This is a genomic window from Photobacterium piscicola, assembly GCF_900166965.1.
In the GTDB taxonomy this organism is placed as follows: Bacteria; Pseudomonadota; Gammaproteobacteria; order Enterobacterales; family Vibrionaceae; genus Photobacterium; species Photobacterium piscicola.
Genome location: NZ_FUZI01000003.1, coordinates 499,443 through 525,665 on the forward strand (window position 1 = coordinate 499,443; position 26,223 = coordinate 525,665).

A 26,223-nucleotide genomic window follows, 5' to 3' on the forward strand; every position below is an offset into this window, starting at 1 on the left:
ACTTTATTTAAAATCTTTCCGATAAATATCACTTTATAGCTAAAAACAATAACGCAATTAGGCTAAATAGACACCGCAGTTGTACTACGACGTGGTAACCATAATGATATAATTGTTGTTATCATTATAAAAATAAACGCTATCCATAAACACATAGCCAAGCCATATAATTGATATACCATACCTGAAAGTAATGTTCCGATTAAACGTCCCATTGCGTTAGCCATATAATAAAAACCAACATCCAAACTTACACCATCACCTTTGGCATAACTTACTATTAAATAAGAATGTAATGAGGAGTTAACAGCAAAAACTGCACCAAAGATCATTAGACCAATAATAATAATTAACTGTGGGTACCAATTAAATTGTAATGCAATGGCTATCACTCCTGTAACCACCGCCAGTACCATTGCCCATCCAAATGCAACTCGCCCATCAGGTACGATACCCTCTGTTTTTCCTGTAATTCTTGGCGCGATACTTTGAACAAAACCATAACCAATGACCCACAGAGCCAAAAAGCCACCTACCAGTAAATGGTCCCAACCAAAAACTTGTCCCAAATATAGTGGTAACGCAATAACAAACCAAACATCACGTGCGCCAAAAAGGAACATTCTCGCAGCTGAGAGTATATTTATACTTCTACTTTTTGAGAAAATCTGACTAAATTTCACCTTGCTCTTTGCTTTACCAAGATCTTTATCAAGCCACAACAGGCTACATATAAAGACAACCGCAAGTACACCAGCCATAGCAACGACCGCGCCTTGAAAACCAATCAATGCCAGTAATGCTCCCCCTAGGAAAAAGCCAACACCTTTTAGTGCATTTTTTGATCCAGTTAGTAGTGCAATCCATTTATACAGCGCACCTTGTTTTTCATTAGGCACCAACGTTTTAATCGCACTTTTTGCGCTCATTTTATTCAGATCTTTAGCAATACCTGACAGTGCTTGAGCGAACATTACCCATATAACAGTAAGGTTTACTGAAGGTACAGCAAGCATTAACAACGCAACAACCTGCATAAACAAACCAATATTCATGGTTCGATTTAAACCTAATCGCGCGCCAAGCCAGCCACCAACTAAATTCGTGACCACGCCAAAAAACTCATAAAATAGAAATAATGAGGCTATCTCTAACGGGCTATAACCAAGCTGATGGAAGTGTAAAACCACCAACATTCGTAATGCACCATCAGTGAGAGTAAAATTCCAATAATTAAATGTCACCAACATATATTGGCGTACATCATTGGGTAACTGGCTCAGCTTTGCTAACATAAAATACTCACTACATTTCAATACAATTAAGACTTAATAACTAACATCCGACTTTACGTATTAATTCTGCAGTCCGTGTTGCATAACCCATTTCATTGTCATACCAAGCATATATTTTAACCATTCGTTTATTAACAACCATTGTAGATAATGCATCAATAATGGTTGAACGTTGATCGCCGCGATAATCAATCGATACTAAAGGCCGCGCTTCAAAGCCTAAAATACCGTTTAGATCTGTTTCTGATGCTGTTTTTAATAATTGATTAACCTCATCAATAGAGGTATCACGCTCAACATCAAAAATAATATCAGTCAGTGAGGCATTTGCGAGTGGTACACGCACTGCATGACCATCAATTTTTCCGGCTAACTCTGGAAATATTTCCACAATCGCTTTAGCTGAACCCGTTGTCGTTGGAATTAAGCTCATACCACATGCTCGAGCTCGACGTAGATCTTTATGTGGGGCATCTAAGATAGTTTGTGTATTGGTTAAATTGTGAATAGTGGTAAATGATGCTTGCTTTATACCAAGGTGTTCGTGGATCACTTTTACAACAGGGGCGATACAGTTGGTAGTGCAAGATGCCGCGGTCACTATGCGATGTTTTTCTGGATCAAATAAATGATCGTTAACACCAACCACGATATTTAATACACCCTCTTCTTTTACGGGCGCAGAAACCACAACGCGCCTAACGCCTTGCTCTAAATATTGATTAAGATATTGAGTGTCACGGTGAACGCCTGTTGCTTCTAGCACGACATCACAACCAGACCAATCAACATCAGCAATATGTTGCTGCTGACAATAACGAATTGCTTGACCATTGATCATCATTTGACCGCTATCAACAGTCACTGCATGTTCCCAACGCCCTTGAATCGAGTCAAATTCAAGTAAGTGGGACAAAGCATTAACATCACCTGCAACATCGTTAATTAATACAAACTCAACCTCAGGCCAATCAAATGCTGCGCGTAATGCTAAACGGCCAATACGTCCAAATCCATTGATCCCTACTTTAATTGTCATGATCCTTCCTCAGCTTGCCAACAGTAAATATATGAATAACCATATATATGAAAAATCAAATATATCAGCCGTGAAAAATAAAATAAACCTTTTTTGTACGAAATATTTTTAACAGCCACCAAAAACAAAAAACCCCGCATCAGCGAGGTTTAATAGTCAGTATTTATGAAGCGAAATTAATGCTTAGCATCGTTATTCCATTGCTTAATATAATCAATATGTGATTGGCGAGCAAAAGCACCGGGTCTTTGTGCTTGAATAGAAGCAAGTGTTGCATTAAAAGGCATACCACGAGCAAGTAGAAGACGTGCGGCTAGTATTCCAGTACGACCAGAACCACCTTTACAATGAGCGACAACAAATTCACCATTATTCAATGCTATTTGTGCTGCATCATTCGCACGTTGCCATTTTTTTTCAAAATCAGCAGTTGGTGCACAATCATCCTCGATAGGTACATGAAACCATTGCATACCTAATAACTTACACGCTTCTGCTAATAATTGAACGCCTTGGTTCGAAAGTTCATTTTCTTCTAATGCAGTTAAAACCACAGTTGCTCCCGCCGCTTTTAACTGACGTAAACTTGTGATCGCGTTAACCCCTTTCGTTCCTGGGCATGGCGTTAATAATAAGCCACCTTTTAAAGGTGTAGTATCATTTAGTGGTAGTGACCAAACAGGATGTAAATTGTCCATAAAGTAACAACTCCTACTTTGTTATAATATTAGTTAATTGTGGTTTTTTTCTATTTTTTATTGCACTTAAACGTATTTTTTCTTGATTAATCAACGCCGGTTGACCATTCCGCACAGTATCAAAGGTGTGTCGAATCCATTGTGGTAAATCACAAGGAAAATGATAAAAGATCCATACACCTTCACGCTGGTCTTGTAATACACCACTGTCTCGTAACAATGCTAAATGACGAGAAACTTTAGGCTGACTAACCTGCAATGCTTTAGTTAAATCCCCGACAGATAAAGCAACTTCATCATGAATCAGCATTAAAATACGTAATCGTAATGGATCACTCATGATTTTAAATAATTCAACGGCACCAATCGTATCTGATTGATTATCACCATTAAGCATCAAAAATAATGCTATCTTTGCTTTTAGACCATCAAAAACATCGTAAAATCCTTGAGAGCCAGCTTGCGGTTTAGGATCTTTAAAATCCCAATGTATTAGTGCATCTGAATCAGGGAAAAGCGCACATTCTTTACTGGCTTTATCACATAAGGTTATCACAACATCAAAATGTTGATTTTGTAAGCTCGACGCTAATACACTGGTTAAATTATCGGAATTAATATTGTGATAATTAAGAACTTTATATACACGGGGATCAACAGTTTCAGGTGCCATCCCCGCACTCATAATTTCAAATTGATCGATGGTAGTTTCACTGTCTCTACACATATGGCGCATTAATGCTTCTGCAATTTGCGACCGTGCAGAATTTCCCGTACAAAGAAACAAAATACGTTTCACAGTAAAAACCTTATAACTATCATTAAAAACATTAGAATATACGATAAAGCATATATAACAAGCTCAAATAATTAAAAATAAAGCTTATATAGCTACGATAGTTATTATTATCTATTAGCGAGCAATATCGAGTTGATTTCCACTAACACCATTGGTACGAAACCAGCCAGCAATACTAAATCGTTGTTGTGTTACAGGAAGTACTTCATGAGGAAACAGTTCAGATAAAAATACGACTAGCCGACCTGCTTTGGGATCCAACGTTGCCAATTCATTATCATCAAGATCATACATCTTCAGACGACCACCATGCTCAGGTTGCCAATCCTCATTTAAATAAAAAACGGTCGTCAATTTGCGATTTTCTTGACCACGAAAACAATCTACATGCTTTTGATAGAAATCACCTTGTTCATATTTAGCGAAATGTGCTTCATACTCAAATAAGCCTAAGAATAAATGGCGATTTACTTCAAGGCGAACGTCGTTCATTCGCTGTAGAAAATCGCTCACTGGCGGCCCCATATCAGATTGTAGCCACTGAATTTTATCGCTTCGAATTGCTTTTTTAGTCATATATTCATCATTACGGCCAATGCCAGCTTGGCTCCAATCTGTTGGAATACATGCTTTCAATTCACAGACTTCATGTGACGTCAAAAAATTATCCCAGACAAACCACCCTTGGGTAAATAAAGCATCAATCAGTTTATCGCTATTCATAATCGTTCCAATCTAAAAGAAAAAAACGTTATAAAGGCAGACATACTTTACGACAAATCGCAAAAATCATCATAACTATGAAATTTTCTGCTTAAATAGCCCCTAATCATAGGTAATATTAGATTCAGTGATTGATTAATCCTAAAAGATAGTAACTAATACATTATAGGTATAATATTTATTAGATACTTATCACGTATTCAGCATCTAATATTGGTAAAAAGATTAATTCACTGAACTAGATTTATAGGAAACTATTATTATGAGCGATAAAAATCGCGGATTATTATTGGCTTTTATTGGCATAATGATATTAAGCTTTGATAGTTTATTCGTTAAACTATCTAATTCTACTGCATGGAATGTCCTTTTTTGGCGTGGTGCATTTCAGTGCATTGCGTTAGTTATTTTTCAATTACTTTATAATCGAAAGCAATTTACAACTGAAATATCTCGTCCATCATTATCATTACTCGGACTAGGCGCTATTTTTGCCGCCTCGACCGTTTGCTTTATTGAATCGTTACATTATACCCAAGTTGCAAGCACGCTCGTTATCATCAATACCGCCCCTTTCTTTACTGCAATTTTAGGTTTTCTAATATTAAAAGAAAAATTGAAGTGGCCGACACTGTTGGCTATTGGTGTTGCAACCAGTGGCATTTGGATCATCTTTGCTTTTGCCCCTGCGGGCGGCCAATGGATAGGTAATGTACTGGCATTAATCACTGCATTAGCCACTGCTATTTATCTCGTTGCTATGCGCAAAACGAAAGGGGAACAAGCCGCCAATATTCTTATTATCGCTGGCTTTATGATTGCCGTATTTGCTTATATTAAAGGGGCACAACCTTTTTCATTATCACATATTCAAATGCTATATTTATTAATATTAGGTGGTATTGTTGTACCAGGCTCTTATTTGTGTATTTCAAAATCAGCAGCTTATATTCCTGCCGCGCAAACAAGTCTAATTTTATTAATGGAAATTTTATTAGGCCCACTGTATGTCTTTTTAGTTATTGGCGAACAACCATCTCTGAATGATATATTAGGAGGCGCAATAATATTAATCACATTAGGACTTTATACAATTTGGGATGTTAAACAGTCGGCATAATATCATATAACACATGGAATTTATCGCCGTTCGTATTCACAACGGCGATAATCTAGCGATATTTTATTAAAAATTTATTTAGCACTTACACGTAAGTTATTTTTATTATCACGATTTTGGCGAATATGGTCATCACTCTGGATAATATTTTCTTGTTTAGCAAGACGATCATATAAAACAACATTAACGGATGCTGCTAAATTCATACAACCAACCGTGGGTACATAAACAACATGGTCGGCTCTGTCTGCTACATCTTGTGAAATAGAACCATCTTCTGGGCCAAAGATATAAATCGCTTTGTCTGGATGCTGAAAATGAGGCAATAATGTTGCTCCCTCAGCAAAATCAACACAAACAATCTTCATGTCTTTCGGCAAGTTATCAAGCATAGATTCAACACCAGATAATGGAATTGTCTGTGCCATTTTCTTAGTATCTGTCTGAAATTTTGCGGCTTTATCGTAACGGGTTCCCGTATAAATAACAGCATCTGCTTTATAGCAACCTGCTGCTCTGAGTACAGCACCGATATTGGTTGGACTTTTAGGATTACTTAATCCAATGATTACTGATGCATCTTTCATGTCAGGAATACCTTATTGTTTAGATTAACAACAAATATAAATAAAGATGCCATTATACTAAAATAGTAACTTTCCAGAAAGAAGTAACCAACGTTAGCGCTACCATTCGACCCATAAGCAAAAAAGCCTCACTCTTTGAATGAAGCTTTTTTAAAAATTTTGCTATTGAATTTCTATACGAAAGAAATTAACTCAACCTCGATAATCACTATAATCGATAATAATTAATTTACGTCATTATCCACTAAATGATAGCACAACCAACTTAATGATAAATCTTCAATAGCTTGCTGTATCGATACATCTATCTTTTGTGCTTCATCACCATTATACATATCAAGAATAGTAGTAAAAAATGGCATATAAGGCATTGTTGAAATATACACTTTCTTATCATCAGCAATAGCGATCACTTCAATATCATAGGCATTTAAATAACGTGAGTCTTGATCTGTAATGTGCACTAAATTAAAACGTATAATATTGGTATCTTTCGAATCAATGGTCACACGATACCCTATTCGATTTTCATCATCGATCAAATGATAGCATCCATCAGCCAGCGCTATTCCTTTTTCAATCAACATCGATAACATGTCTGCTCGATCAGAAGATACATTGATGACTAATGCTGACTCATCTGAAAAATCATCAATAGATCCCTCTTCAATATCATCATCAAATATAGATCGGGTGTAGGTTGTTACGACATGATTCAGCATGCTTGTAATCCTAATGTTTAGTGTAATATAAATAAATTAAGAGAGAAGATAGGGTTATACGGGATTACATTTTATCCGCAACACAAATTATAGACCCCAATAATAAACACTCTAATTCTTCTCTATTCATTGTTTTAATATACACCTTGATTTAATAGAATTACGGATAGTATTTTTGTTTCATTCTAAGCGCAACATTAACCAAGGCAATTAATACTGGAACTTCAACTAAAGGACCAATTACTCCCGCAAATGCTTGGTCTGAACTCAATCCAAATACTGAGATAGACACTGCAATCGCTAATTCAAAATTGTTGCCTGTGGCTGTAAAAGCAATAGAAGCATTCTTGTCATAAGGAATACCCATTTTCTTACCAACAAAAAAGCTAATAAAAAACATTAAAACAAAGTAAATAACAAGCGGCACTGCAACACGAAAAACATCCATTGGTAAAGCTAAAATCATATCGCCTTTAAGACTAAACATAAGCACAATCGTAGCGAGTAATGCAATTAACGTAATAGGCGAAATACGAGGAATAAACACCTCGTTGTACCATTGCTCTCCTTTTTTAGCGACCAACCATTTACGACTAATAAAACCTGCAAGAAAAGGAATACCAAGATAAATCAACACACTTTCCGCAATATCAAAAATAGATATATCAATAGCAAAACCCTGATAACCAAATAATGGTGGTAATACAGTAATAAACAACCATGCCATAACACTATAAGTCAGAATTTGAAATGCGCTGTTTAATGCAACCAATGTAGCGCCATACTCTTTATTACCGCCTCCAATATCATTCCAGACTAATACCATCGCAATACAACGAGCCAAGCCGATAAGAATAATCCCCACCATATATCCAGGGTGATCACCGAGGAAGGTTAATGCTAAAACAAACATTAAAATAGGACCAACGATCCAATTCATAACCAAAGATAACGTAAGGGCTTGTTTATCTTTGGTTACTTTTCCCATTAAGCCATAATTTACTTTTGCAAGTGGTGGATACATCATTAAAATCAAACCAATCGCTAACGGAACATTGGTCGTTCCAACCGACATAGCCTGGTTCCACTGAGACACCTGAGGAAAAATAGCGCCGATCCCCACCCCAATGATCATTGCAGCAAAAATCCATACCGTTAAGTAACGATCAAGAAACTGCATTTTATTATTTGGGCTATTTAAAACCTTTGTTGTCATAGTAACCTTCCAATTTTTATTATTTACAACAACCAATCGTTAATCGTCGAATAACGATTGGTTGTTATGAAGAAATCCAATCTTGTCTATAAAGCACTTAATAAAATATTAAGACAAGAAATCTGAAAATTTAGCATTAAATGTATTTAGTGCTTCACGGTTAATGCGGTAACACACTTTAGGTGGGTTTGGTTCAGCTTTAATAAAATTAGCTTGTTTTAGTATCCGTAGATGCTCAGAAACTGTTGATTGCGCTAATCCTAACTCAGACACTAGATCACTGTTTAAACAGCTATCCATCGCATCTAAGGTGTGAAGAATGTGAAGAATACGCAAACGCGCAGGATGTGATAATGCTTTAGCTTGCGCTGCTAATGTTTGTTCTGTCTTTAGTTGTTGATCTGTTGCCGTAAAAGATATTTGGCAAGAATCAGGACATTTGGTCATTATTTTACCACCCCACTTCGCTAATCGTCGATTAACGATACTCCGTATCGAACAAGAATACAATATAACAATAAATTTTACTTCTAATGTGGCACCTCTACATGCCACATTAGAATTGAATGACGTTAAACCTCTTTATTCAACGTCTATTTCATAACAATTCGCTGAGCTTTAAGCGCATTATCCTCTACCATCTTCACAGTCACGACATCACTTCCATTAAGATCATAATCTTCAAAAGCAACATAACGAATTGACTGATTAGTCCAATCTTTATAGTAGAACTTAAGATTTGTTAGATCCTTTACAATCGTATGGTCAGTATGAGCAGCTACCGTATTCTCAAAGTCTGTCTCAACAGCATTATCAACCATCGTCGTTGGTACTTCCCCACTTACTGCAGTTTCATCACTTGCCATTGCAGGAATACGTTTTAGCGCCATACCCGGAATAATATCGAAATTATTAAAGATACGAAGTAGACGTAATACGCCATCTTGTGCAGTAACGACATTTGATTTTGTACTCGCATTTGCTAAATAATTTGCTTTTACAAAACGAGATGTTGGTGATGTATCGCCAGGCAATCCAAATGCACCGCATGTACCATGAGAATGCGCCGAACTACCATCAAGGTTGCGAAGAACAGAATCTGCGGTATCAAACTGTTGGATATTTGAGTACACACCTAGATTCTTTAGGTGCCATTCATACTGAGGGCTATTAGTCATAATGCCATTTGATGGCTTAATTTCAATGCGACCTTTTTGATCCGGTTCAAATACTGCTGCATCACCCGTTCTATCAATAAACAAGAAATGCCCTGGCTGTTCTGCTCCGGCTAATACAACAAATTTGCCTTGATGCGCTTCAATATATTCACGCGCTTCCGCAACAGTTTTACATTGAGATAAGACCAAGTAAGGCGTTGCTAAAACATCAATCATCTCATCTGTTGCTTTTATTGCTACCTCATAGGTTGCCATCTTTGGGTAGTACAACACACCCATAGATAACCCTTCTTCATTAAAGCCATCACTTAAAAATTCAAGACTAGATGCTGCATCACCAAATAATTCACCAATATTACAACCAATAACTGCATACTTCGCTTTTCTTAAATGCGTGCTTTTACCTATTGCAAAATTTGGCACATCATATTGACGAGGAAAGAAACTTACATTATTACGGTAATACTGGCCAAACTCATTAGTACGACCGGTAATAATATCATTTTGTAATGTTTTAATTGAAATTTGAGTACACATAATAAATACCTCTATTACGATTTATTGATAAGTGAATAATTTGGAATATTCTTCGTTAAAGTAAATATACTCATAAAACACATTGCAGCTAATACTAACCACGATAATTGTGCTGATGATTTACGAGCTTCACGATTAATATCGACAAGTACTGGATAGTCTTTTTTCTCTGTAATATTATTTTCAACGAGTTGAGTGAAATCTTTATCACTTAAAAATGGAATTGATGATATTTGTTCAACTTGTTGCTTGGTTTGAGTACTAATTAAGTCACTATTTGCCGCATCTGATTTGACCATATTTGTCAAAGAGAACATCAAAACACTACCCAATACTGCAATACCTATAGTTTGACCGATATTTCTTGATGTTGCTTGAACGCCACCAGATTGAGTTGCATCACGTTGATTAACTGCAGCAGTTACGATTAATGATGCTTGTGAAGCAATAATTCCACAACCAAGACCAGTAAAAAGTGCTGAAGCAAAGAAGGCTTTGTTAATTGAATCAATTTCAGTTCCCAAAGCACCAGATAAAGAAGCTAGAACACAGAATCCAATACCAACCATGCATAACTTTCGACAAGATACATGAGCAAATTTAGTTGGCGTCGCCAGTGATGTTATTAGCATCCCCATAGAGAAAACCATTAATAATACAGCTGTATCTGTTGCACTGTATCCTGCAACCAATTGACAATAAGTAATACCAATTAAGATATAAGCACCTAAGACAAAAAAGACCATGCCACACATATATAAACCATCTCGTAGTTGAGGTGTTTTATATATGTGTGGCATTAAGCATGCACCATTTTTTAATTCAAACTGATGCTCCCATTTAATAAAAACAATAAGAATAGCAATACCAAATAAAACCAATGGTAAAGTTGGACTAATACCTAGAATATGGAAGCTTGGTGATAATGGCGTAATAAGACCCCATTCTGATATTTTAAGTAAGCCAACAATTACTGAGAGTAATCCAATCGAAACTAATATAGTGCCAATAAAATCAAACTTAATTTTTACTGTTGGCTTTTCAATTTTCTCTAATGCAAAACCTAATATAAATATCATACCAAAGTAAATAGCAAGAGCTTCAAAGGCAACACGATAGTCAAACTTATCAATGAGAAAGCCAAAGACTAAAGGTGCTGCTGTATTTGCAACACCAACGGCTGCGGCAACTGCACCAAAAGCAATAGCGCGATCTTTGGTATCCGTATAAATACCAACAATTAAACCTAACACTGCCGGAATTAAAAAGCTGGCACCAAAACCGGATAAGCTTCGAGCTACAAAAATAAATATTTGAATATTATCGGTATAAGCGGCAATAATTTCGGCTAAACATAGCAATAAAGCTCCAACTTGGAAAAGACGTTTCCAGCCCCAGATCAGCCCTAACATTCCCCCTGCAATCATACATGCACCAGCAATCAACGGATACATGGCATTGGCAAAAGCAATATCAGAAACCGATGCGCCAAGTTCGTTAATTAAAGATGCCGTTGAAACAGAAAGCCCAGAGTTATCCCCCATAGTGCCCATCTGTGCCATAAGCAAAATAACTAAGCTAAACCATTTTGCCATTCCCGTTTTTGCTTTATCTATAGGAGCTAATTTTGATGTATTCTCCATTGCTACTTATCCTTCACATTTTGCATTACTCTTCATATTGTTATTTTCTTCGATTTGAAAGTATTGTTGCCCACTTTTCCTCTCAAGTAATCTCTGTTATGTTGGGATTATCCAAACATAAACACCGAGTCAGACATGAGAAAATTTACTTTTGAGCAGGTGGATGCATTTGTTGCGGTTGTTGAGGCTGGTTCATTTAGCGCGGCGGCTCGTCTGTTACGAAAAGATAAATCATCAATTCATCAACTAGTAAGTTATTTAGAAATAGAATTAGGTATTGAACTATTTAACCGTGAAAAGAAACTTCCGAGATTAAGACCTGAAGCTAAAAATATTTATAACTACAGTAAATTACTGTTGGAACAACACAAAGAAATTCAAAGTCTGGCTGATAATCTTTTTCATGGCATAGAAAATAGTCTCACCATCAGTTATGACGTAGTAATCCCCCACCAGGTTATTGTTGATATCAGCACTCAGCTCTCATCAGAATTCCCATCATCACAAATTCACTGGTTATGCCAAAACAAAACAACAGCTATTAATGCATTAGATAATCAAACCATTGATATTACTTTACAGGCTTTATCTCATCGAGCTAAACCACAAGATGGACTTGAAGCACTGACTTTAGGCCAAGTCGCTTGCTCACTTTATGTTAATAAAAAAACCATGGATAATAATTTGTCCTATACACGCTCTTACCTTCAAGTAAAACCTCAATTTATTCTAGAAAGTTTTATTGCCGCAGAATTAGACAAACTCACTATCTTAAGCCCTTTCTATCGTCTTTTTACTGAGGTTGATTTGATGGTCAAATGCTTGAATGAAACACCTCATGCTTGGGCTATCATTCCCGATCACCTAGCCAAACCTTTTACTGGTGATAAGGTAGTGAAATTAAAAGACAGTGGGTTTTCAGCACAAGAAGTTTTATGGCCTTGTGTAATGTTAACCAATCAGAAAGGAATTAAGGGACCTGTCTTTCAGCGGGCTTATGCGTTGATTATAGAGAAGATGCGAGGATTTGATTTATGACGTCGATAATAAGATTAAAGATATAGAATAGACGTTGACCAGAAAAAGGTAGGGATAAATTTTTGATTAGGCTAGATACAACAAAGCCCCAGCGTAAGCTGAGGCTTTGTTATTTTAATTGGTGCCCGAGGACGGACTTGAACCGTCACTCCCGAAGGAAACGGATTTTGAATCCGTCGTGTATACCAATTTCACCACTCGGGCTTTATTCTCATAAAGAGAATGGAGGCGCGTCCCGGAGTCGAACCGAGGTACACGGATTTGCAATCCGCTGCATAGCCACTCTGCCAACGCGCCAACGTTACTAGGTTTCCCTAGCCTGTTGTTAATTGGCTTAACAACGTATATAGATGGTGCCCCGGGCCGGACTTGAACCGGCACAGCGCGAACGCCGAGGGATTTTAAATCCCTTGTGTCTACCAATTCCACCACCAGGGCACGCAATTTCTTGCGATGGGTAAGACACCATCTGTAAATACTGCCATTTCAGCAATATCTTTTTATTTGGAGCGACACACGAGGTTCCCGATCTTGTAAACTCAGGCGTGACCTCAACATTGTTGAGTCACCTCTTGTATTGCTGAACACTGATAGCATCAATATTCTTTAATTTGGAGCGACACACGAGGTTCGAACTCGTGACCTCAACCTTGGCAAGGTTGCGCTCTACCAGCTGAGCTAGTGTCGCATATTCTCAAAGAGAATGGAGGCGCGTCCCGGAGTCGAACCGAGGTACACGGATTTGCAATCCGCTGCATAGCCACTCTGCCAACGCGCCAACGTTACTAGGTTTCCCTAGCCTGTTGTTAATTGGCTTAACAACGTATATAGATGGTGCCCCGGGCCGGACTTGAACCGGCACAGCGCGAACGCCGAGGGATTTTAAATCCCTTGTGTCTACCAATTCCACCACCAGGGCACGCAATTTCTTGCGATGGGTAAGACACCATCTGTAAATACCGCCTAAGCTGTATTTTTTAATTTGGAGCGACACACGAGGTTCCCGATCTTGTAAACTCAGGCGTGACCTCAACATTGTTGAGTCACCTCTTGTATTGCTGAACACTGATAACATCAATATTCTTAAATTGGAGCGACACACGAGGTTCGAACTCGTGACCTCAACCTTGGCAAGGTTGCGCTCTACCAGCTGAGCTAGTGTCGCATATTCTCAAAGAGAATGGAGGCGCGTCCCGGAGTCGAACCGAGGTACACGGATTTGCAATCCGCTGCATAGCCACTCTGCCAACGCGCCATTTTTGTAAAGAACCTAATCTTCACTCACCTTAGCAAGTCACCCCGCTGCGGTATGTGGTGTAATTTACTGATTTTACGGGCTGAGTCAACGAAAAATTATGACTTTTTATTTAAGTGGTTATTTTCCGTTACATCCACCTAAAAATCAGCCCATTGTTGATCAAAATCCACCCACTTAGAATTCAAAGAATTAAATTGAAATATTATCAACCCTTTAAACTGTCATTTGTTTATATATCGCAAGTATTCATATTCATTACTATGGCTTAATTACAGGTATGTTATTCGTCCTTAATAACACTATTACCTATCTTTATTCTCTTTCTTTTTATAGCACTTATTAATGAAGTTAATTTTTACATCTAATCATTTGATTTTTAAGCATACCTCTTTAGGGTTATTTAAAGTTTGACTTGATTTGTGTCATATTTATTCTAGTTAACACTCAATAAGCTTATCGTAATTCACGATATTGTTAAGAGGATCTATGAACAAAGTCAAAATAGCAATTATTGGTAACGGTATGGTTGGTCATCGCTATATCGAAGAGCTAGTCGATAAAGCTGACATGAGTAACTATGATGTTACTGTCTTTTGTGAAGAACCACGAGTTGCTTATGATAGAGTTCACCTCTCATCTTATTTCTCTCATCACACTGCAGAAGAATTATCTCTCGTTAAACAAGGTTTTTATCAAAAACATGGTATTAACGTTTTCTTAGGTGAACGTGCCATCACGATTAACCGAGATCAAAAACTCATTTATTCTAGTAGTGGTCGTGAAGTTCATTACGATAAATTAATTATGGCAACAGGATCGTATCCTTGGGTGCCATCAATTAAAGGTAATGATTCAAAAGATTGTTTTGTCTATCGTACAATTGAAGATCTAAAAGCGATCGAAGCAACGGCTAAACACAGTAAAAGTGGTGTTGTCGTTGGTGGCGGATTATTAGGACTAGAAGCAGCTGGTGCTTTAAAAGCATTAGGTGTTGATACTCATGTTATTGAATTTGCGCCAGTATTAATGGCTGAACAACTAGACCCTCATGGCGGCGCGCAACTTCGTAAAAAAATCGAACAACTTGGTGTTATTGTTCATACAGGTAAAAATACCCAAGAAATCATCGCAAATGGCCAACACGCTCGTAATACCCTTACCTTTGCTGATGGCACTTCACTCGAAGTTGACTTCATCGTATTCTCTACTGGTATTCGTCCACAAGATAAACTCGCTCACCATTGTGATTTAGAGCTAGGTAACCGTGGTGGTATTGCAATCAATAATTTCTGTCAAACATCTGATGATGATATTTATGCCATTGGTGAGTGTGCATCTTGGAACAATATGTTCTTTGGTCTCGTTGCCCCTGGTTATAAAATGGCACAAATTGCTGTCGGTCACTTACTGGGCGAGTCTCATACTTTTGACGGTGCTGATATGAGCGCCAAATTGAAATTACTAGGCGTAAAAGTTGGCAGTATTGGTGACGCGAATGGCCGTACTCCTAACTGTAAAAGTTATGTTTACCTTAACGAACAGCAAGATGTGTATAAACGTATTATTGTTTCTGAAGATGGTAAACAACTATTAGGTGCAGTATTAGTCGGCGACACCGCTGATTATGGTAATTTATTACAACTTAAATTAAACAATATTGAATTACCTGAAAACCCTGACAGTTTGATTCTACCTGCTCATGCTGGTGCAGAAAAACCTGCAATGGGCGCAGATTCATTACCTGACAGTGCGGTCATTTGTTCATGTTTTGACGTCACTAAAGGTAAAATAGCAGCCGCCGTTGCTGAAGGTTATACAACACTTGGTGATATAAAAGCGTTAACAAAAGCAGGCACAGGCTGTGGTGGTTGTGTTCCATTAATCACTCAAGTCCTTAATAGTGAACTTGCAAAGGCTGGCGTTGAAGTTAAGAATCACCTTTGTGAGCATTTTGAATACTCTCGTCAAGAACTCTTCCACCTTATTCGCGTTGAAGAAATCACCTCTTTTGATGCTTTACTTACTAAATACGGTAAAGGTTACGGTTGTGAGGTGTGTAAACCTGCTATTGGCTCTATTCTGGCGTCATGCTGGAATGAATACGCTCTTAGCCCTAAAAATACACCGTTACAGGATACCAATGATATTTTTCTTGGCAACATGCAAAAAGATGGTACCTACTCTGTTATCCCACGGATGGCGGGTGGTGAAGTAACACCTGCGGGATTATTAGCATTAGCTCAAATTGCAAGTGATTATAAACTTTATACCAAGGTAACTGGCGCTCAACGTATAGGCCTTTTTGGTGCTCATAAAGACGATTTACCACAAATTTGGCAACGTCTGATTGATGCCGGATTTGAAACAGGTCAAGCCTATGCCAAAGCATTACGCATGGCAAAAACATGTGTTGGTAGCACTTGGTGTCGTTTTGGTGTGCAAGACAGTGTCGGTTTAGGCGTCCAACTAGAAAACCGTTACAAAGGTATTCGTACTCCTCATAAAATGAAGTTTGGTGTTTCTGGTTGTACTCGAGAGTGTGCCGAAGCTCAAGGTAAAGATTTAGGTATTATTGCAACAGATGCGGGTTGGAATATGTATGTCGGAGGTAATGGTGGAATGAAGCCCCGCCATGCTGATTTATTAGCCGCAGATCTTGATACTGCAACATTAATTAAATATATCGACCGCTACTTGATGTTTTATGTGCGTACTGCCGACAAATTACAGCGTACTTCAACATGGCTAACTAGCTTAGACGGCGGTGTAGACTATCTAAAAGATGTCATCATCAATGATAAATTAGGCCTTAACCAACAACTTGAAGCTGATGCAGAACGGTTGATTGCGAGTTATCACTGTGAGTGGCAAGCCACACTAAGCAATGAGCAGCAATTAAAACGTTTTTCTCATTTTATTAATAGCACAGAACGTGATAGCAATGTTGTTTTTGTACCCGAACGAGAACAACATCGCCCTGCAGCTATTAGTGAAAAAACAATCAATAATGAACAAGATACAACCTTTATTATTTCATTGGAGGAAAAAGCATGAGTCAGTGGATCTCTGTATGTAATCTTGATGATTTGATCCCCGGCACAGGCGTTTGTGCCCTAGTTGGCGATCAACAAGTAGCTATTTTCCGTCCAGACAATAGTGAGCAATTGTTTGCCCTCAATAATAAAGACCCCTTTGCAGAATCAAATGTCCTCTCTCGTGGGATTATTTGCCAGCATCAGAATCAACTATGGATCGCGAGTCCATTAAAGAAACAACGCTTTTCATTAGTTGATGGCCATTGTTTAGAACAACCTGATATCAAAATTGCTTGTTATCAGATTCAAGTTCATCAGGGTCAAGTACAGGTTCGCTTGTAATTAGAGCAGTAATGAGTTTGGCCGAGAGTGCCAAACTCTTCTTTGCCATAAGTTAATACGGCAACTTGTCTATTAGCTTATGACAAACAGTTTTAATTTCTACAGGGAAAATGTATGTACGCTGATACCATCAAAAAATGCTCCGCTAATGCGGCACGTATTGTTGAATTTGCACAAAAAGAGAAACTCGGATTTTGGCTAAGCTCTGCTATGGCTGGCGCTTACGTTGGTTTGGGCATTATTTTAATTTTCACACTTGGCAATATGGTCGACCCAAGTATTAGACCCCTTGTAATGGGATCGACATTTGGCATCGCTTTAACCTTAGTGATTATTGCTGGATCTGAACTTTACACTGGGCACACTATGTTTTTAACTTTTGGTGTGAAAACAGGTCAAATCACCGTTGCTGACACATTACGTGTATTACCCCAAACATGGATGGGAAATCTATTAGGTTCGGTTGGTGTTGCCCTACTTTTCTTTTATGCCGGTGGTGGCAAACTTTTAAACGATGGTAACAGCCTATTAAATAATGTTGCTATGGCAAAAACTGCAGCTCCAGCGTCGGTATTACTGTTTAAAGGCATGCTATGTAACTGGCTTGTTTGTTTAGCTATTTGGATGTGCCAACGCGTTGAAGGTTCAGCAAAATTCATTGCCATTTGGTGGTGTTTATTGGCCTTTATTGCTTCAGGATTTGAGCACTCAATCGCTAATATGACTATTTTTGCTCTATCTTGGTTTGGCGATCACAAAGACGCATTTACCCTCGTTGGTATTGGACATAACTTATTGTGGGTAACAATCGGTAATACGCTTTCTGGCGTAGTATTTATGGGCTTAGGCTATTGGTTTACAACACCAAAATCACAACGTCCAATGATTAAATCAGCAACAGCTGATACTCAAGTACAGCAATCAATATAATTATGCCGACCATAATGACACAGTTTTGGAGTAAACTTATGCACCCATCAGACACTTTATATGCGTTATCTACCCCAACTGAAATCGGTAAAGTGATTCTTGTTGGTGCAGGCCCAGGTGATCCTGATTTACTTACAGTCAAAGCACTACGCTTGATTCAACAGGCTGATGTCATTATTTATGATCGCTTAGTCTCACAAGAGATCGTTGATCTCTTTCCTCCTCGCTGCCAAGCCATTTTTGTAGGGAAAGAAGCCGGTAATCATTGTGTGCCTCAACAGCAAATTAATCATCTGTTAGTTGAACATGCATTAGCTGGTAAACAAGTCGTACGTTTAAAAGGTGGCGATCCGTTTATTTTTGGCCGCGGGGGGGAAGAATTAGAAGCTTTACTGCCATTTAATATTCCTTTTGAAGTCGTACCGGGGATCACTGCAGCATCAGGATGTGCAGCATATGCAGGCATTCCATTAACCCATCGCGATCACGCCCAAAGTGTGCAATTTATTACTGGGCATTTAAAACAAGATCAAGATCAAATAGATTGGTTATCACTGGCGCGCGCTAAGCATACGTTAGTGTTTTATATGGGATTAAATCAAAGCAGTGTTATTCGTCATAAATTAAGTGCTTATGGTATGTCGCTAACAACACCTATAGCCATTATTGAGCGTGGTACAACGATCCACCAACGCGTATTAACAGGAGAACTCGCTCAAATAGAAACGCTTGCTCAACAAGCTGCTAGCCCTGCTTTAATTATTATCGGTAGCGTTACTCAGTTATCCCAACAACTAAATTGGTTTAATCAACAACCAGATACACTAACCAATATAGAACAAGAGATGCAACGTTATGGTTAAGTTCGGCTGACTTACTAAGTTATAAACACAAAAAAGCGAGCCATTAGCTCGCTTTTTTATTTATTAACAAATAATTAAAATCTATTTAGTGATTGTCTGCGTTTAACAAATCACCTTTTGCCGCTTTAAGATACTGTACCATTGACCAGTAAGTTAACACCATTGCAATATATAGTGATGCATAACCTAGCCATACAACGTATTGATGCGGATGCCATAGTAATAGTAATAAGGCAAACATTTGTGATGCTGTTTTTACTTTACCAACCCATGAAACGGCAACACTTGCACGTTTACCTAGTTCAGCCATCCACTCTCGTAATGCTGAAATAATAATTTCACGGCCAATCATAGTAATAGCAGGAACAGTTACCCATAAAGTATGATAATGCTCAACCACCAGCACCATTGCGGTTACGACCATTAATTTATCAGCGACGGGGTCAATAAACGCACCAAAACGTGTCGTTTGATTAAGCTTACGCGCAAGATAACCATCAAACCAATCTGTTACACCTGCTACCCAAAAGATTAACGCAGTAGCAAACGCCGACCATTCATAAGGTAAATAAAAGGCAATAACGAAAAATGGAATAAGAATGAGCCGGATAAAACTTAAAATATTTGGGATTGATAAACGCATAATTTTATTCTTATGTTCAAGATCTGGGCCTAACATACAATCTAGACTACTCTAAAAAAGTAAAAGAGTGTGCCTTTTCTGTAAATTTAACCAATAAAGTACTGTAGCAATGATGACCTTCAAAGCGACAGACTAACCATGTTGCAATGCATCGACTATTTTTTCCGCTAAAGCCAAGCTGATACCAGGTACTTTAGCAATTTCTTCTTTACTCGCTTTTTTCAGTTCTTGCATTCCACCCATATATTTTAATAAAGCCTGACGCCGTTTAGGTCCAACTCCCTCGACATCTTCGAGAGTACTACGTTTTCTTACTTTTGCTCTCTGGGCACGGTGACCACTGATTGCATGATCATGACTTTCATCACGAATGTGTTGTATTAAATGTAACGCGGGAGAATCGCTTGGCATAGAAAATTCTTCACCGGTGACGAAAATTAACGTCTCTAACCCAGGTTTTCGCGTCGTTCCCTTTGCAACACCCACTAACATTGGTCGTTTTGGCCAATCAGCGATATAAGGTTTTACAACATCATACGCTCTTGAGAGTTGACCTCTACCCCCATCAATGAAAATTATGTCTGGAATTTTATCTAATTCCATGTTTTTACTATACCTACGCTCTAATACTTGCGCCATAGCTGCGTAATCATCACCCCCCGTTATACCGGTAATATTATAACGGCGATATTCTTGCTTTAACGGGCCTTCATGATTAAAGACAACACAAGATGCCACGGTTTTTTCACCCATGGTATGACTAATATCAAAACATTCCATTCGAGAGATAGGTTTTAAGTTTAATGCTTGTTGCAACGCAAAGAAACGCTCTTGAATTGTCATTCGATGATTTAATTTACTGGTTAACGCGGTTTCTGCATTCGTTTGTGCTAATTGTAGATATTTTGCTCGTGTTCCTCGCGGATGATATTTAATCGTAATTTTACGACCAGCAAGTTCAGACAAAGCAGTTAAAATAGCCTCACTATCATCCCCAAGTTCTTCACTTAATAAAATAAGGCTCGGTATGACACGACCTTCAGCTTGATTAAAATAAAACTGGGTGACAAAACTTGATAGCACTTCGGTTAACGATGCATCAACGGGCATTTTAGGAAAATAACTACGACTACCTAAAATCTTCCCCTGACGAATATACAAACCATGAATACACGCCATACCGTTTTGATGTGCAATACCAATAACGTCTAAATCATCTTCATTATCTTGACTAACAAATTGTTGCTCTTGAATTCGACGTAGAGCTTGAATCTGATCGCGATATATAGCTGCCCGTTCAAAATCAAGCGCCATACTCGCCTGCTCCATTTTTTCCACCATGGTATTGATCACTTGTCGATCTTTACCTTGAAGAAATAAACGTACCCACTGCACTTGCTGTTGATAATCATCATCAGAGATTAATCCAGCGACACAAGGGCCAGAGCAACGACCGATTTGATACATTAAACAAGGACGACTACGATTAGCGTAAACAGAATCTTCACATTGACGAATTGGAAATATTTTCTGCATCAAGTGCAAACTGTCACGCACGGCAGAAACATCAGGATAAGGACCGAAATATTCACCTTTGCGACGTTTAACACCACGATGAATAGATAAACGAGGATGTTTACTGGCACTTAACAAAATATAAGGATAAGACTTATCATCACGTAACAAGACATTATATTTAGGTAAATACTGTTTGATATAATTGTGTTCAAGGATCAATGCTTCAGTTTCAGTGTGAGTCACTGTTACATCGACTTTACAAATATTTTTAACTAACGCGCGTGTTTTTTCGCCCGCAACATTGGTTCGAAAATAACTTGATAAGCGTTTTTTGAGATCTTTCGCCTTACCAACATAGATCACTTCACCGCTGGCGTCATACATACGGTAGACGCCAGGTTGGTGAGTTACCGTTTTGAGAAAACTTTGCGCATCAAAAACGGTATCATCGACATGATTAGACACTATAGCGTCTCAGTATCAAGCATGCCGTGACGAATCGCTAGATGTGTTAACTCAACATCACCACTAATATTTAACTTATTAAATAAACGATAACGGTAACTATTTACAGTTTTAGGACTTAAACTTAATTGCTCAGATATATCAGTAACTTTTTGTCCTTTAGTGATCATCATCATGATCTGTAATTCACGCTCAGACAGCTCTTTAAATGGGTTTTCTGAATCTGGCGCGAACTGACTTAAAGCCATTTGTTGGGCAATTTCAGAAGAAATATATCGCTGACCACTATTAACCATACGAATAGCATTCACCATTTCATCAGGCCCTGCTCCCTTGGTTAAATAACCCGAGGCACCGGCTTGCATAACTTTTGTTGGGAATGGATTTTCAGTATGTACGGTTAATACAATAATTTTAATCTCGGGATTGAAGCGTAATATTTTACGAGTAGCTTCAAGACCACCAATACCTGGCATATTCATATCCATAAGAATAATGTCGGCATGATTACTTCGACACCATTTTACGGCATCCTCACCACTGACGGCTTCCCCTACCACTTTAATACCACGGACATCTTCAAGAAGACGTCGGATCCCTGTGCGAACCAGTTCGTGATCATCTACAAGGAATACATTAATCAAGCTGTATCTCCAATATGATTTGGCTCTGCACCCTGCCACTATGGCGGGACAGCTAACTCACTAATACTTATAATTCTACCTCAACTTAACCATGAACCTCATACTGATTCTGTGTATCAGCGCAAAGTTTCACATAAAGTTAAGGCTTGACAGTTTACGGTTACCTATTTTTTACGCGCTGTAAAATAATGACCGTTGTTCGATTATTGTCTATTTTATAATAAAAATAAAGCCCCAAAAAATACCTATGTCTAGATGTGGACAATACAATGATAAAAAATAACCAAATCAGTAAGATATAACAATCTATTAACCTTATTTTGATAAGGTTAATTAATGCTGATTAATCCTTAGCCGTCTAGATGTAAAGCGTTCCTTTCCGAGAAAGATTACGTTATCATAGCGCCGCTTTTGGTTTCACATTCTATATATACGACGTTTTCACATTAAAAAGACTTACACCGCTCTTGCTTAATAATGGATTATTAATGCGGAGTTACCACCAATGATAGTGATTACTATCACGGTACTCTGCTGATTGGCTTGGTCTATCTAATCTGTAATACGATGATTATAACCATTAGTATCTATTATCCAATTATTGCATTGCATCGATGACAGCGTGTCTCGATGACTGAGTTAACAAGGTTAAGTTATGAGTCTTTCTGCTAAAACAGTTGTTGTTATTGCAATTGGTGCAGCCCTATATGGTATTGGTGGTTTACCTATGTTTGGTATTCCTATCTTTGCTAACACCACGCTTAAACCTGCGATGGCAGTCTTAGCCTTATTCGCCGTTCTCTTTGGGCCTTTAGTTGGCTTTCTTGTCGGTATTATAGGTCACTGGGTGACAGACCTTTTTGCTGGCTGGGGTGTATGGTTTACATGGGAACTGGGCTCAGGCATTGTTGGCTTAATTATTGGTCTTTACCCTATGCTCACCCGTGGCCGTTTAGAGATGGGACGTTTTTCTAATCTAGATTTTAGTCTCTTTGTCGCTCTAGCCTTTGTTGCCAATGTTGTAGGTTATGGCTGCTCCGCCTTTCTTGATGCCATCCTCTATGCCGAACCCTTTACTAAGGTATTAGTGCAATTAGTTATTATTGCGCTTAGCAATACCGTTATTATCGCCGTTGTTGGTCATTTAATCCTAACGTCAGTGGCTAAACGTAAGCAGCAAAGCTTCAACTTAAAAGAGGCTTACTAATAATGAGTATCGTCTTTAACAACTTTTCGTTTAAATATTGGGCACTTGAAAACCCGACTCTAAAAAATATTAACCTAACAATTAATAAAGGCGAAAAGATTGCCATTATTGGTCCAAGTGGTTGTGGAAAATCAACATTAGGCCAATGCCTTAATGGGCTTATTCCTCATGCGATCAAAGGTGACTGTAGTGGTGAGCTTTACATTAATGGTAAAAATACTCGTCAGCTAGATCTGGATCACTGCACCAGTATGGTCGGTACTGTATTACAAGATACCGATGGTCAATTTGTAGGATTAAGTGTGGGGGAAGATATTGCCTTTGCACTTGAAAACCAAATGATTCCACAGCAACAAATGCGCGAAATTGTACAAGCAACGGCTGACATGGTCGACTTAAACAGCATTTTATACCACTCTCCTTTTGATTTAAGTGGCGGCCAAAAACAGCGGGTTTCACTTGCTGGCGTGATGGTTGATGACGTTGATATTTTGTTATTTGATGAACCTTTAGCAAGCCTTGATCCTAAAACAGGCAAAGCTGCGATTGAAATCATTGATAACCTCCATAAAGATTCAAACAAAACGGTAATCATCATTGAACACCGTTTGGAAGATGTATTACATCGCCCAATTGATCGTATTATTATGATGGAGCGTGGTGAAATTATTGCTGATATGACACCCGATGAGCTATTGGCTAGCCCATTACTGCAACAACATGGTATTCGTGAGCCACTCTATATCTCTGCAATAAAAGCGGCTGGCTGTACAATCACAGCTGAAGATAAACCCGCTTATTTTTCAACCATTAAACTTGATAAATTTAAGCCTCAAATTGAGTCGTGGTTTCATCAAGTTAAGCTCGCCCCAATAGAGCCAGAAAAAGATGTTCTATTGAGCATTAAAAACCTCAGTTACTCTTATGATGGTGTTCGCAATACGCTAGATGATGTTAGCTTTGATATCCATAAAGGCGAGTTTGTTGCCATTATGGGAAAAAATGGCTCTGGTAAATCGACTATCACTCGTTTAATCATGGGTGTATTAGAAGCAGATTGCGGTACTATTTCTCTCAATGGTAACGATTTAGCTAATCAATCTATTTTTGAGCGTAGCCAGCACATTGGTGTGGTGATGCAAAACCCTAATCATATGATCTCACACCATATGATTTTTGATGAAGTCGCATCAGGCCTACGTAACCGTGGCATGGATGAAGCGCAGATTAAAATCAAAGTAGAAGCAACCCTCAAATTATGTGGTCTTGGTCGCTATCATCACTGGCCTATTGATGCATTAAGCTTTGGCCAAAAAAAACGCGTTACTATTGCGACAATGTTAGTCCTTGAACCAGACTTGTTGATCTTAGATGAGCCAACTGCGGGACAAGATTATCATCACTACGCGGCTATGATGACATTTATTCAAGAACTTAATCAAACACTAGGGCTCACCATTGTGATTATTTCGCATGATATGCACTTAGTCCTTGAATATACTCAACGCGCAGTTGTTATTGCCGACAATCGCTTATTAGCTGACGATAAAGTTAATCATATTTTTAGCCAACCAACATTATTAGATCAAGCAAACTTAACGGTTACGAGCTTATACTCATTGGCTCAAGCTATTGGTATTAAAAATATTGATCAATTTATTCGCTGTTTTATCGCCCACGAACTAAAAAATAAATAACCATGAAAAGCAAACATTTAAAATTTGGCATTAGTTATGTCAACACCCACTCTTGGTTACATGCCCTAAACGGTATTACCAAGTTTGTGTTATTTATGGCATGGGTAACAATGGTGCTAATCACCTTTGATCTACGCGTTATTTGCGGATTAATTATCGTGGGTTTATTGCTACTTAAAGCCACTAAAATTCCATTTGCTGTCTATAAACCATTGTTAGTTGGTACTGCTGTGGTGTTATTAATGAATGCATTGTTTATGTTTTTGATTGCCCCTCAACAAGGCACTGACTACATGCATTCAACAACCGTCCTAGTACACCTTTTTGGACACTACAATATTACTCTTGAAACTGTGTTCTATTTACTAACGGTTACGCTTAAATATTTCAGTATGTTTCCCATTGCGTTGGTATTTGTTTTTACGACCCATCCAACAGAGTTTTCTGCCAGTTTAAATAAACTAGGTGTACCTTATCGTATTGCTTACGCCGTCAGCCTCACTTTGCGTTATTTACCTGAAGTAATGAAAGATTTCACCAATATAATGCATGCTCAACAAGCACGTGGCGTGGATATTTCAAAAAAAGCGCCAGTCATGACTCGTATTCGTAATGTTGCCAAAATTCTTGGGCCACTGATTTTTTCAAGTTTAGATCGCGCGGATGTGATCTCCAATGCAATGACACTGCGTGGTTTTGGACGCAATAAAAAGCGTACTTGGTATAGCTTAAAACCAATGACAAAAAATGATGCTATTGCGTTAATAATTATTGCCCTTGTACTTGGATTTGGCATTCTGCATCGTTATCAATCTGCAACGTTATTTTGGTATCCTTTTCATTAAGACGGCTTCTAAAGCATAATGAAAAACCGTCATTTATTGGCGGTTTTTTCGTTTAACCCCCTGTAACTATTAACTTCATTTGATTATTCCCATCACTATTTTCATTTCATCTCTTCTTAGCAATATTACCCAATTTCTCAAATCATAAGAAAAGTAGTTTTTTACTTATTGTCAGTCCATT

At 38.1% G+C, this 26,223-nt stretch carries 23 protein-coding genes and 8 tRNA genes; 9 read left to right on the forward strand and 22 right to left on the reverse strand.

From position 1 onward, the window contains the following. Window positions 1-62: 62 nt before the first annotated feature. From arsJ to CZ809_RS11235, 5 genes are all read right to left on the reverse strand, one after another. Window positions 63-1,295, reverse strand: coding sequence for an organoarsenical effux MFS transporter ArsJ (gene arsJ / locus CZ809_RS11215; protein WP_080157719.1), 1,233 nt, complete (start codon window positions 1,293-1,295; stop codon window positions 63-65). Between the two features lie 40 nt (window positions 1,296-1,335). Beyond that, entirely contained in the window at window positions 1,336-2,334 is a 999-nt protein-coding gene (locus tag CZ809_RS11220; protein WP_080157720.1) for an ArsJ-associated glyceraldehyde-3-phosphate dehydrogenase, read from the reverse strand. A 176-nt stretch (window positions 2,335-2,510) separates the two neighbouring features. Then, a complete protein-coding gene (locus tag CZ809_RS11225; RefSeq protein ID WP_080157721.1) occupies window positions 2,511-3,032 on the reverse strand; it encodes a phosphatase domain-containing putative toxin in 522 nt (173 codons plus the stop codon). Between the two features lie 13 nt (window positions 3,033-3,045). Next, entirely contained in the window at window positions 3,046-3,831 is a 786-nt protein-coding gene (locus CZ809_RS11230) for a metalloregulator ArsR/SmtB family transcription factor (protein ID WP_080157722.1), read from the reverse strand. A gap of 114 nt (window positions 3,832-3,945) precedes the next feature. Further along, on the reverse strand, window positions 3,946-4,554 hold the full coding sequence (locus CZ809_RS11235) for a 2OG-Fe(II) oxygenase (RefSeq protein ID WP_080157723.1): 609 nt from the start codon (window positions 4,552-4,554) through the stop codon (window positions 3,946-3,948). 262 nt (window positions 4,555-4,816) lie between these two features. Between CZ809_RS11235 and CZ809_RS11240 the strand changes: the two genes are divergently transcribed. Beyond that, window positions 4,817-5,674, forward strand: coding sequence for a DMT family transporter (locus CZ809_RS11240; RefSeq protein WP_080157724.1), 858 nt, complete (start codon window positions 4,817-4,819; stop codon window positions 5,672-5,674). Window positions 5,675-5,748: 74 nt separating this feature from the next. Here the strand turns inward: CZ809_RS11240 and CZ809_RS11245 are convergent, their stop codons facing one another. From CZ809_RS11245 to CZ809_RS11270, 6 genes are all read right to left on the reverse strand, one after another. Beyond that, the gene (locus CZ809_RS11245) at window positions 5,749-6,261 is read right to left on the reverse strand and encodes an RNA methyltransferase (protein ID WP_080157725.1); all 513 of its coding nucleotides are present in this window, start codon (window positions 6,259-6,261) and stop codon (window positions 5,749-5,751) included. Window positions 6,262-6,485: 224 nt separating this feature from the next. Next, entirely contained in the window at window positions 6,486-6,983 is a 498-nt protein-coding gene (locus CZ809_RS11250; protein ID WP_080157726.1) for a hypothetical protein, read from the reverse strand. A 160-nt stretch (window positions 6,984-7,143) separates the two neighbouring features. Then, window positions 7,144-8,199, reverse strand: coding sequence for an ACR3 family arsenite efflux transporter (arsB, locus tag CZ809_RS11255; RefSeq protein ID WP_080157727.1), 1,056 nt, complete (start codon window positions 8,197-8,199; stop codon window positions 7,144-7,146). Window positions 8,200-8,307: 108 nt separating this feature from the next. Beyond that, window positions 8,308-8,649: an ArsR/SmtB family transcription factor gene (locus CZ809_RS11260; protein WP_107276969.1), complete on the reverse strand. Its 342-nt coding sequence runs from the start codon at window positions 8,647-8,649 to the stop codon at window positions 8,308-8,310. Window positions 8,650-8,792: 143 nt separating this feature from the next. Then, on the reverse strand, window positions 8,793-9,914 hold the full coding sequence (locus tag CZ809_RS11265; protein WP_080157729.1) for a linear amide C-N hydrolase: 1,122 nt from the start codon (window positions 9,912-9,914) through the stop codon (window positions 8,793-8,795). Between the two features lie 14 nt (window positions 9,915-9,928). Next, window positions 9,929-11,557, reverse strand: coding sequence for an MFS transporter (locus tag CZ809_RS11270; RefSeq protein ID WP_080157730.1), 1,629 nt, complete (start codon window positions 11,555-11,557; stop codon window positions 9,929-9,931). A gap of 135 nt (window positions 11,558-11,692) precedes the next feature. Here CZ809_RS11270 and CZ809_RS11275 point away from each other — a divergent pair, with 135 nt between their 5' ends. Continuing rightward, window positions 11,693-12,595, forward strand: a complete 903-nt coding sequence (locus CZ809_RS11275) for a LysR family transcriptional regulator (RefSeq protein ID WP_080157731.1) — start codon at window positions 11,693-11,695, stop codon at window positions 12,593-12,595. Window positions 12,596-12,714: 119 nt separating this feature from the next. Here the strand turns inward: CZ809_RS11275 and CZ809_RS11280 are convergent. The 8 genes from CZ809_RS11280 to CZ809_RS11315 form a co-directional block, all read right to left on the reverse strand. Then, window positions 12,715-12,799: transfer RNA gene (locus CZ809_RS11280), tRNA-Leu, on the reverse strand. Between the two features lie 19 nt (window positions 12,800-12,818). Next, a tRNA-Cys gene (locus CZ809_RS11285) sits at window positions 12,819-12,892 on the reverse strand. Window positions 12,893-12,946: 54 nt separating this feature from the next. Further along, a tRNA-Leu gene (locus tag CZ809_RS11290) sits at window positions 12,947-13,033 on the reverse strand. Between the two features lie 174 nt (window positions 13,034-13,207). Then, a tRNA-Gly gene (locus tag CZ809_RS11295) sits at window positions 13,208-13,283 on the reverse strand. Window positions 13,284-13,299: 16 nt separating this feature from the next. Then, window positions 13,300-13,373 (reverse strand) — tRNA-Cys (locus tag CZ809_RS11300). A 54-nt stretch (window positions 13,374-13,427) separates the two neighbouring features. Further along, window positions 13,428-13,514, reverse strand: a tRNA-Leu gene (locus CZ809_RS11305). 170 nt (window positions 13,515-13,684) lie between these two features. After that, window positions 13,685-13,760 (reverse strand) — tRNA-Gly (locus CZ809_RS11310). A gap of 16 nt (window positions 13,761-13,776) precedes the next feature. Continuing rightward, window positions 13,777-13,850, reverse strand: a tRNA-Cys gene (locus CZ809_RS11315). A gap of 489 nt (window positions 13,851-14,339) precedes the next feature. Between CZ809_RS11315 and nirB the strand changes: the two genes are divergently transcribed. The 4 genes from nirB (at window position 14,340) to cobA (ending at window position 19,023) form a co-directional block, all read left to right on the forward strand. Further along, the gene (gene nirB / locus CZ809_RS11320) at window positions 14,340-16,907 is read left to right on the forward strand and encodes a nitrite reductase large subunit NirB (protein WP_080157732.1); all 2,568 of its coding nucleotides are present in this window, start codon (window positions 14,340-14,342) and stop codon (window positions 16,905-16,907) included. After that, window positions 16,904-17,230 (forward strand): nitrite reductase small subunit NirD, encoded by a 327-nt coding sequence (gene nirD, locus CZ809_RS11325; protein WP_080157733.1) that lies wholly within the window; start codon window positions 16,904-16,906, stop codon window positions 17,228-17,230. The genes nirB and nirD overlap by 4 nt, the downstream gene beginning before the upstream one ends. A gap of 114 nt (window positions 17,231-17,344) precedes the next feature. After that, complete coding sequence (gene nirC / locus CZ809_RS11330) at window positions 17,345-18,160, forward strand: nitrite transporter NirC (RefSeq protein ID WP_080157734.1); 816 nt, start codon at window positions 17,345-17,347, stop codon at window positions 18,158-18,160. Between the two features lie 38 nt (window positions 18,161-18,198). Beyond that, window positions 18,199-19,023 (forward strand): uroporphyrinogen-III C-methyltransferase, encoded by an 825-nt coding sequence (cobA, locus tag CZ809_RS11335; protein ID WP_080157735.1) that lies wholly within the window; start codon window positions 18,199-18,201, stop codon window positions 19,021-19,023. Between the two features lie 85 nt (window positions 19,024-19,108). Here the strand turns inward: cobA and pgsA are convergent, their stop codons facing one another. The 3 genes from pgsA to uvrY form a co-directional block, all read right to left on the reverse strand. After that, window positions 19,109-19,666: a CDP-diacylglycerol--glycerol-3-phosphate 3-phosphatidyltransferase gene (pgsA, locus tag CZ809_RS11340; RefSeq protein ID WP_080157780.1), complete on the reverse strand. Its 558-nt coding sequence runs from the start codon at window positions 19,664-19,666 to the stop codon at window positions 19,109-19,111. A gap of 132 nt (window positions 19,667-19,798) precedes the next feature. Beyond that, window positions 19,799-21,649 (reverse strand): excinuclease ABC subunit UvrC, encoded by a 1,851-nt coding sequence (gene uvrC / locus CZ809_RS11345; protein ID WP_080157736.1) that lies wholly within the window; start codon window positions 21,647-21,649, stop codon window positions 19,799-19,801. Continuing rightward, entirely contained in the window at window positions 21,649-22,293 is a 645-nt protein-coding gene (uvrY, locus tag CZ809_RS11350) for a UvrY/SirA/GacA family response regulator transcription factor (RefSeq protein WP_080157737.1), read from the reverse strand. The genes uvrC and uvrY overlap by 1 nt, the downstream gene beginning before the upstream one ends. A gap of 655 nt (window positions 22,294-22,948) precedes the next feature. On the opposite strand from uvrY, the gene CZ809_RS11355 reads away from it, so the two are divergent. From CZ809_RS11355 to CZ809_RS11365, 3 genes are read left to right on the forward strand one after another with little or no spacing between them, the layout of a single operon-like run. Next, the gene (locus CZ809_RS11355) at window positions 22,949-23,500 is read left to right on the forward strand and encodes an ECF-type riboflavin transporter substrate-binding protein (RefSeq protein WP_080157738.1); all 552 of its coding nucleotides are present in this window, start codon (window positions 22,949-22,951) and stop codon (window positions 23,498-23,500) included. Window positions 23,501-23,502: 2 nt separating this feature from the next. Next, complete coding sequence (locus CZ809_RS11360; RefSeq protein WP_080157739.1) at window positions 23,503-25,197, forward strand: ABC transporter ATP-binding protein; 1,695 nt, start codon at window positions 23,503-23,505, stop codon at window positions 25,195-25,197. Between the two features lie 2 nt (window positions 25,198-25,199). Next, entirely contained in the window at window positions 25,200-26,042 is an 843-nt protein-coding gene (locus tag CZ809_RS11365) for an energy-coupling factor transporter transmembrane component T family protein (protein WP_080157740.1), read from the forward strand. Window positions 26,043-26,223: the final 181 nt, after the last annotated feature.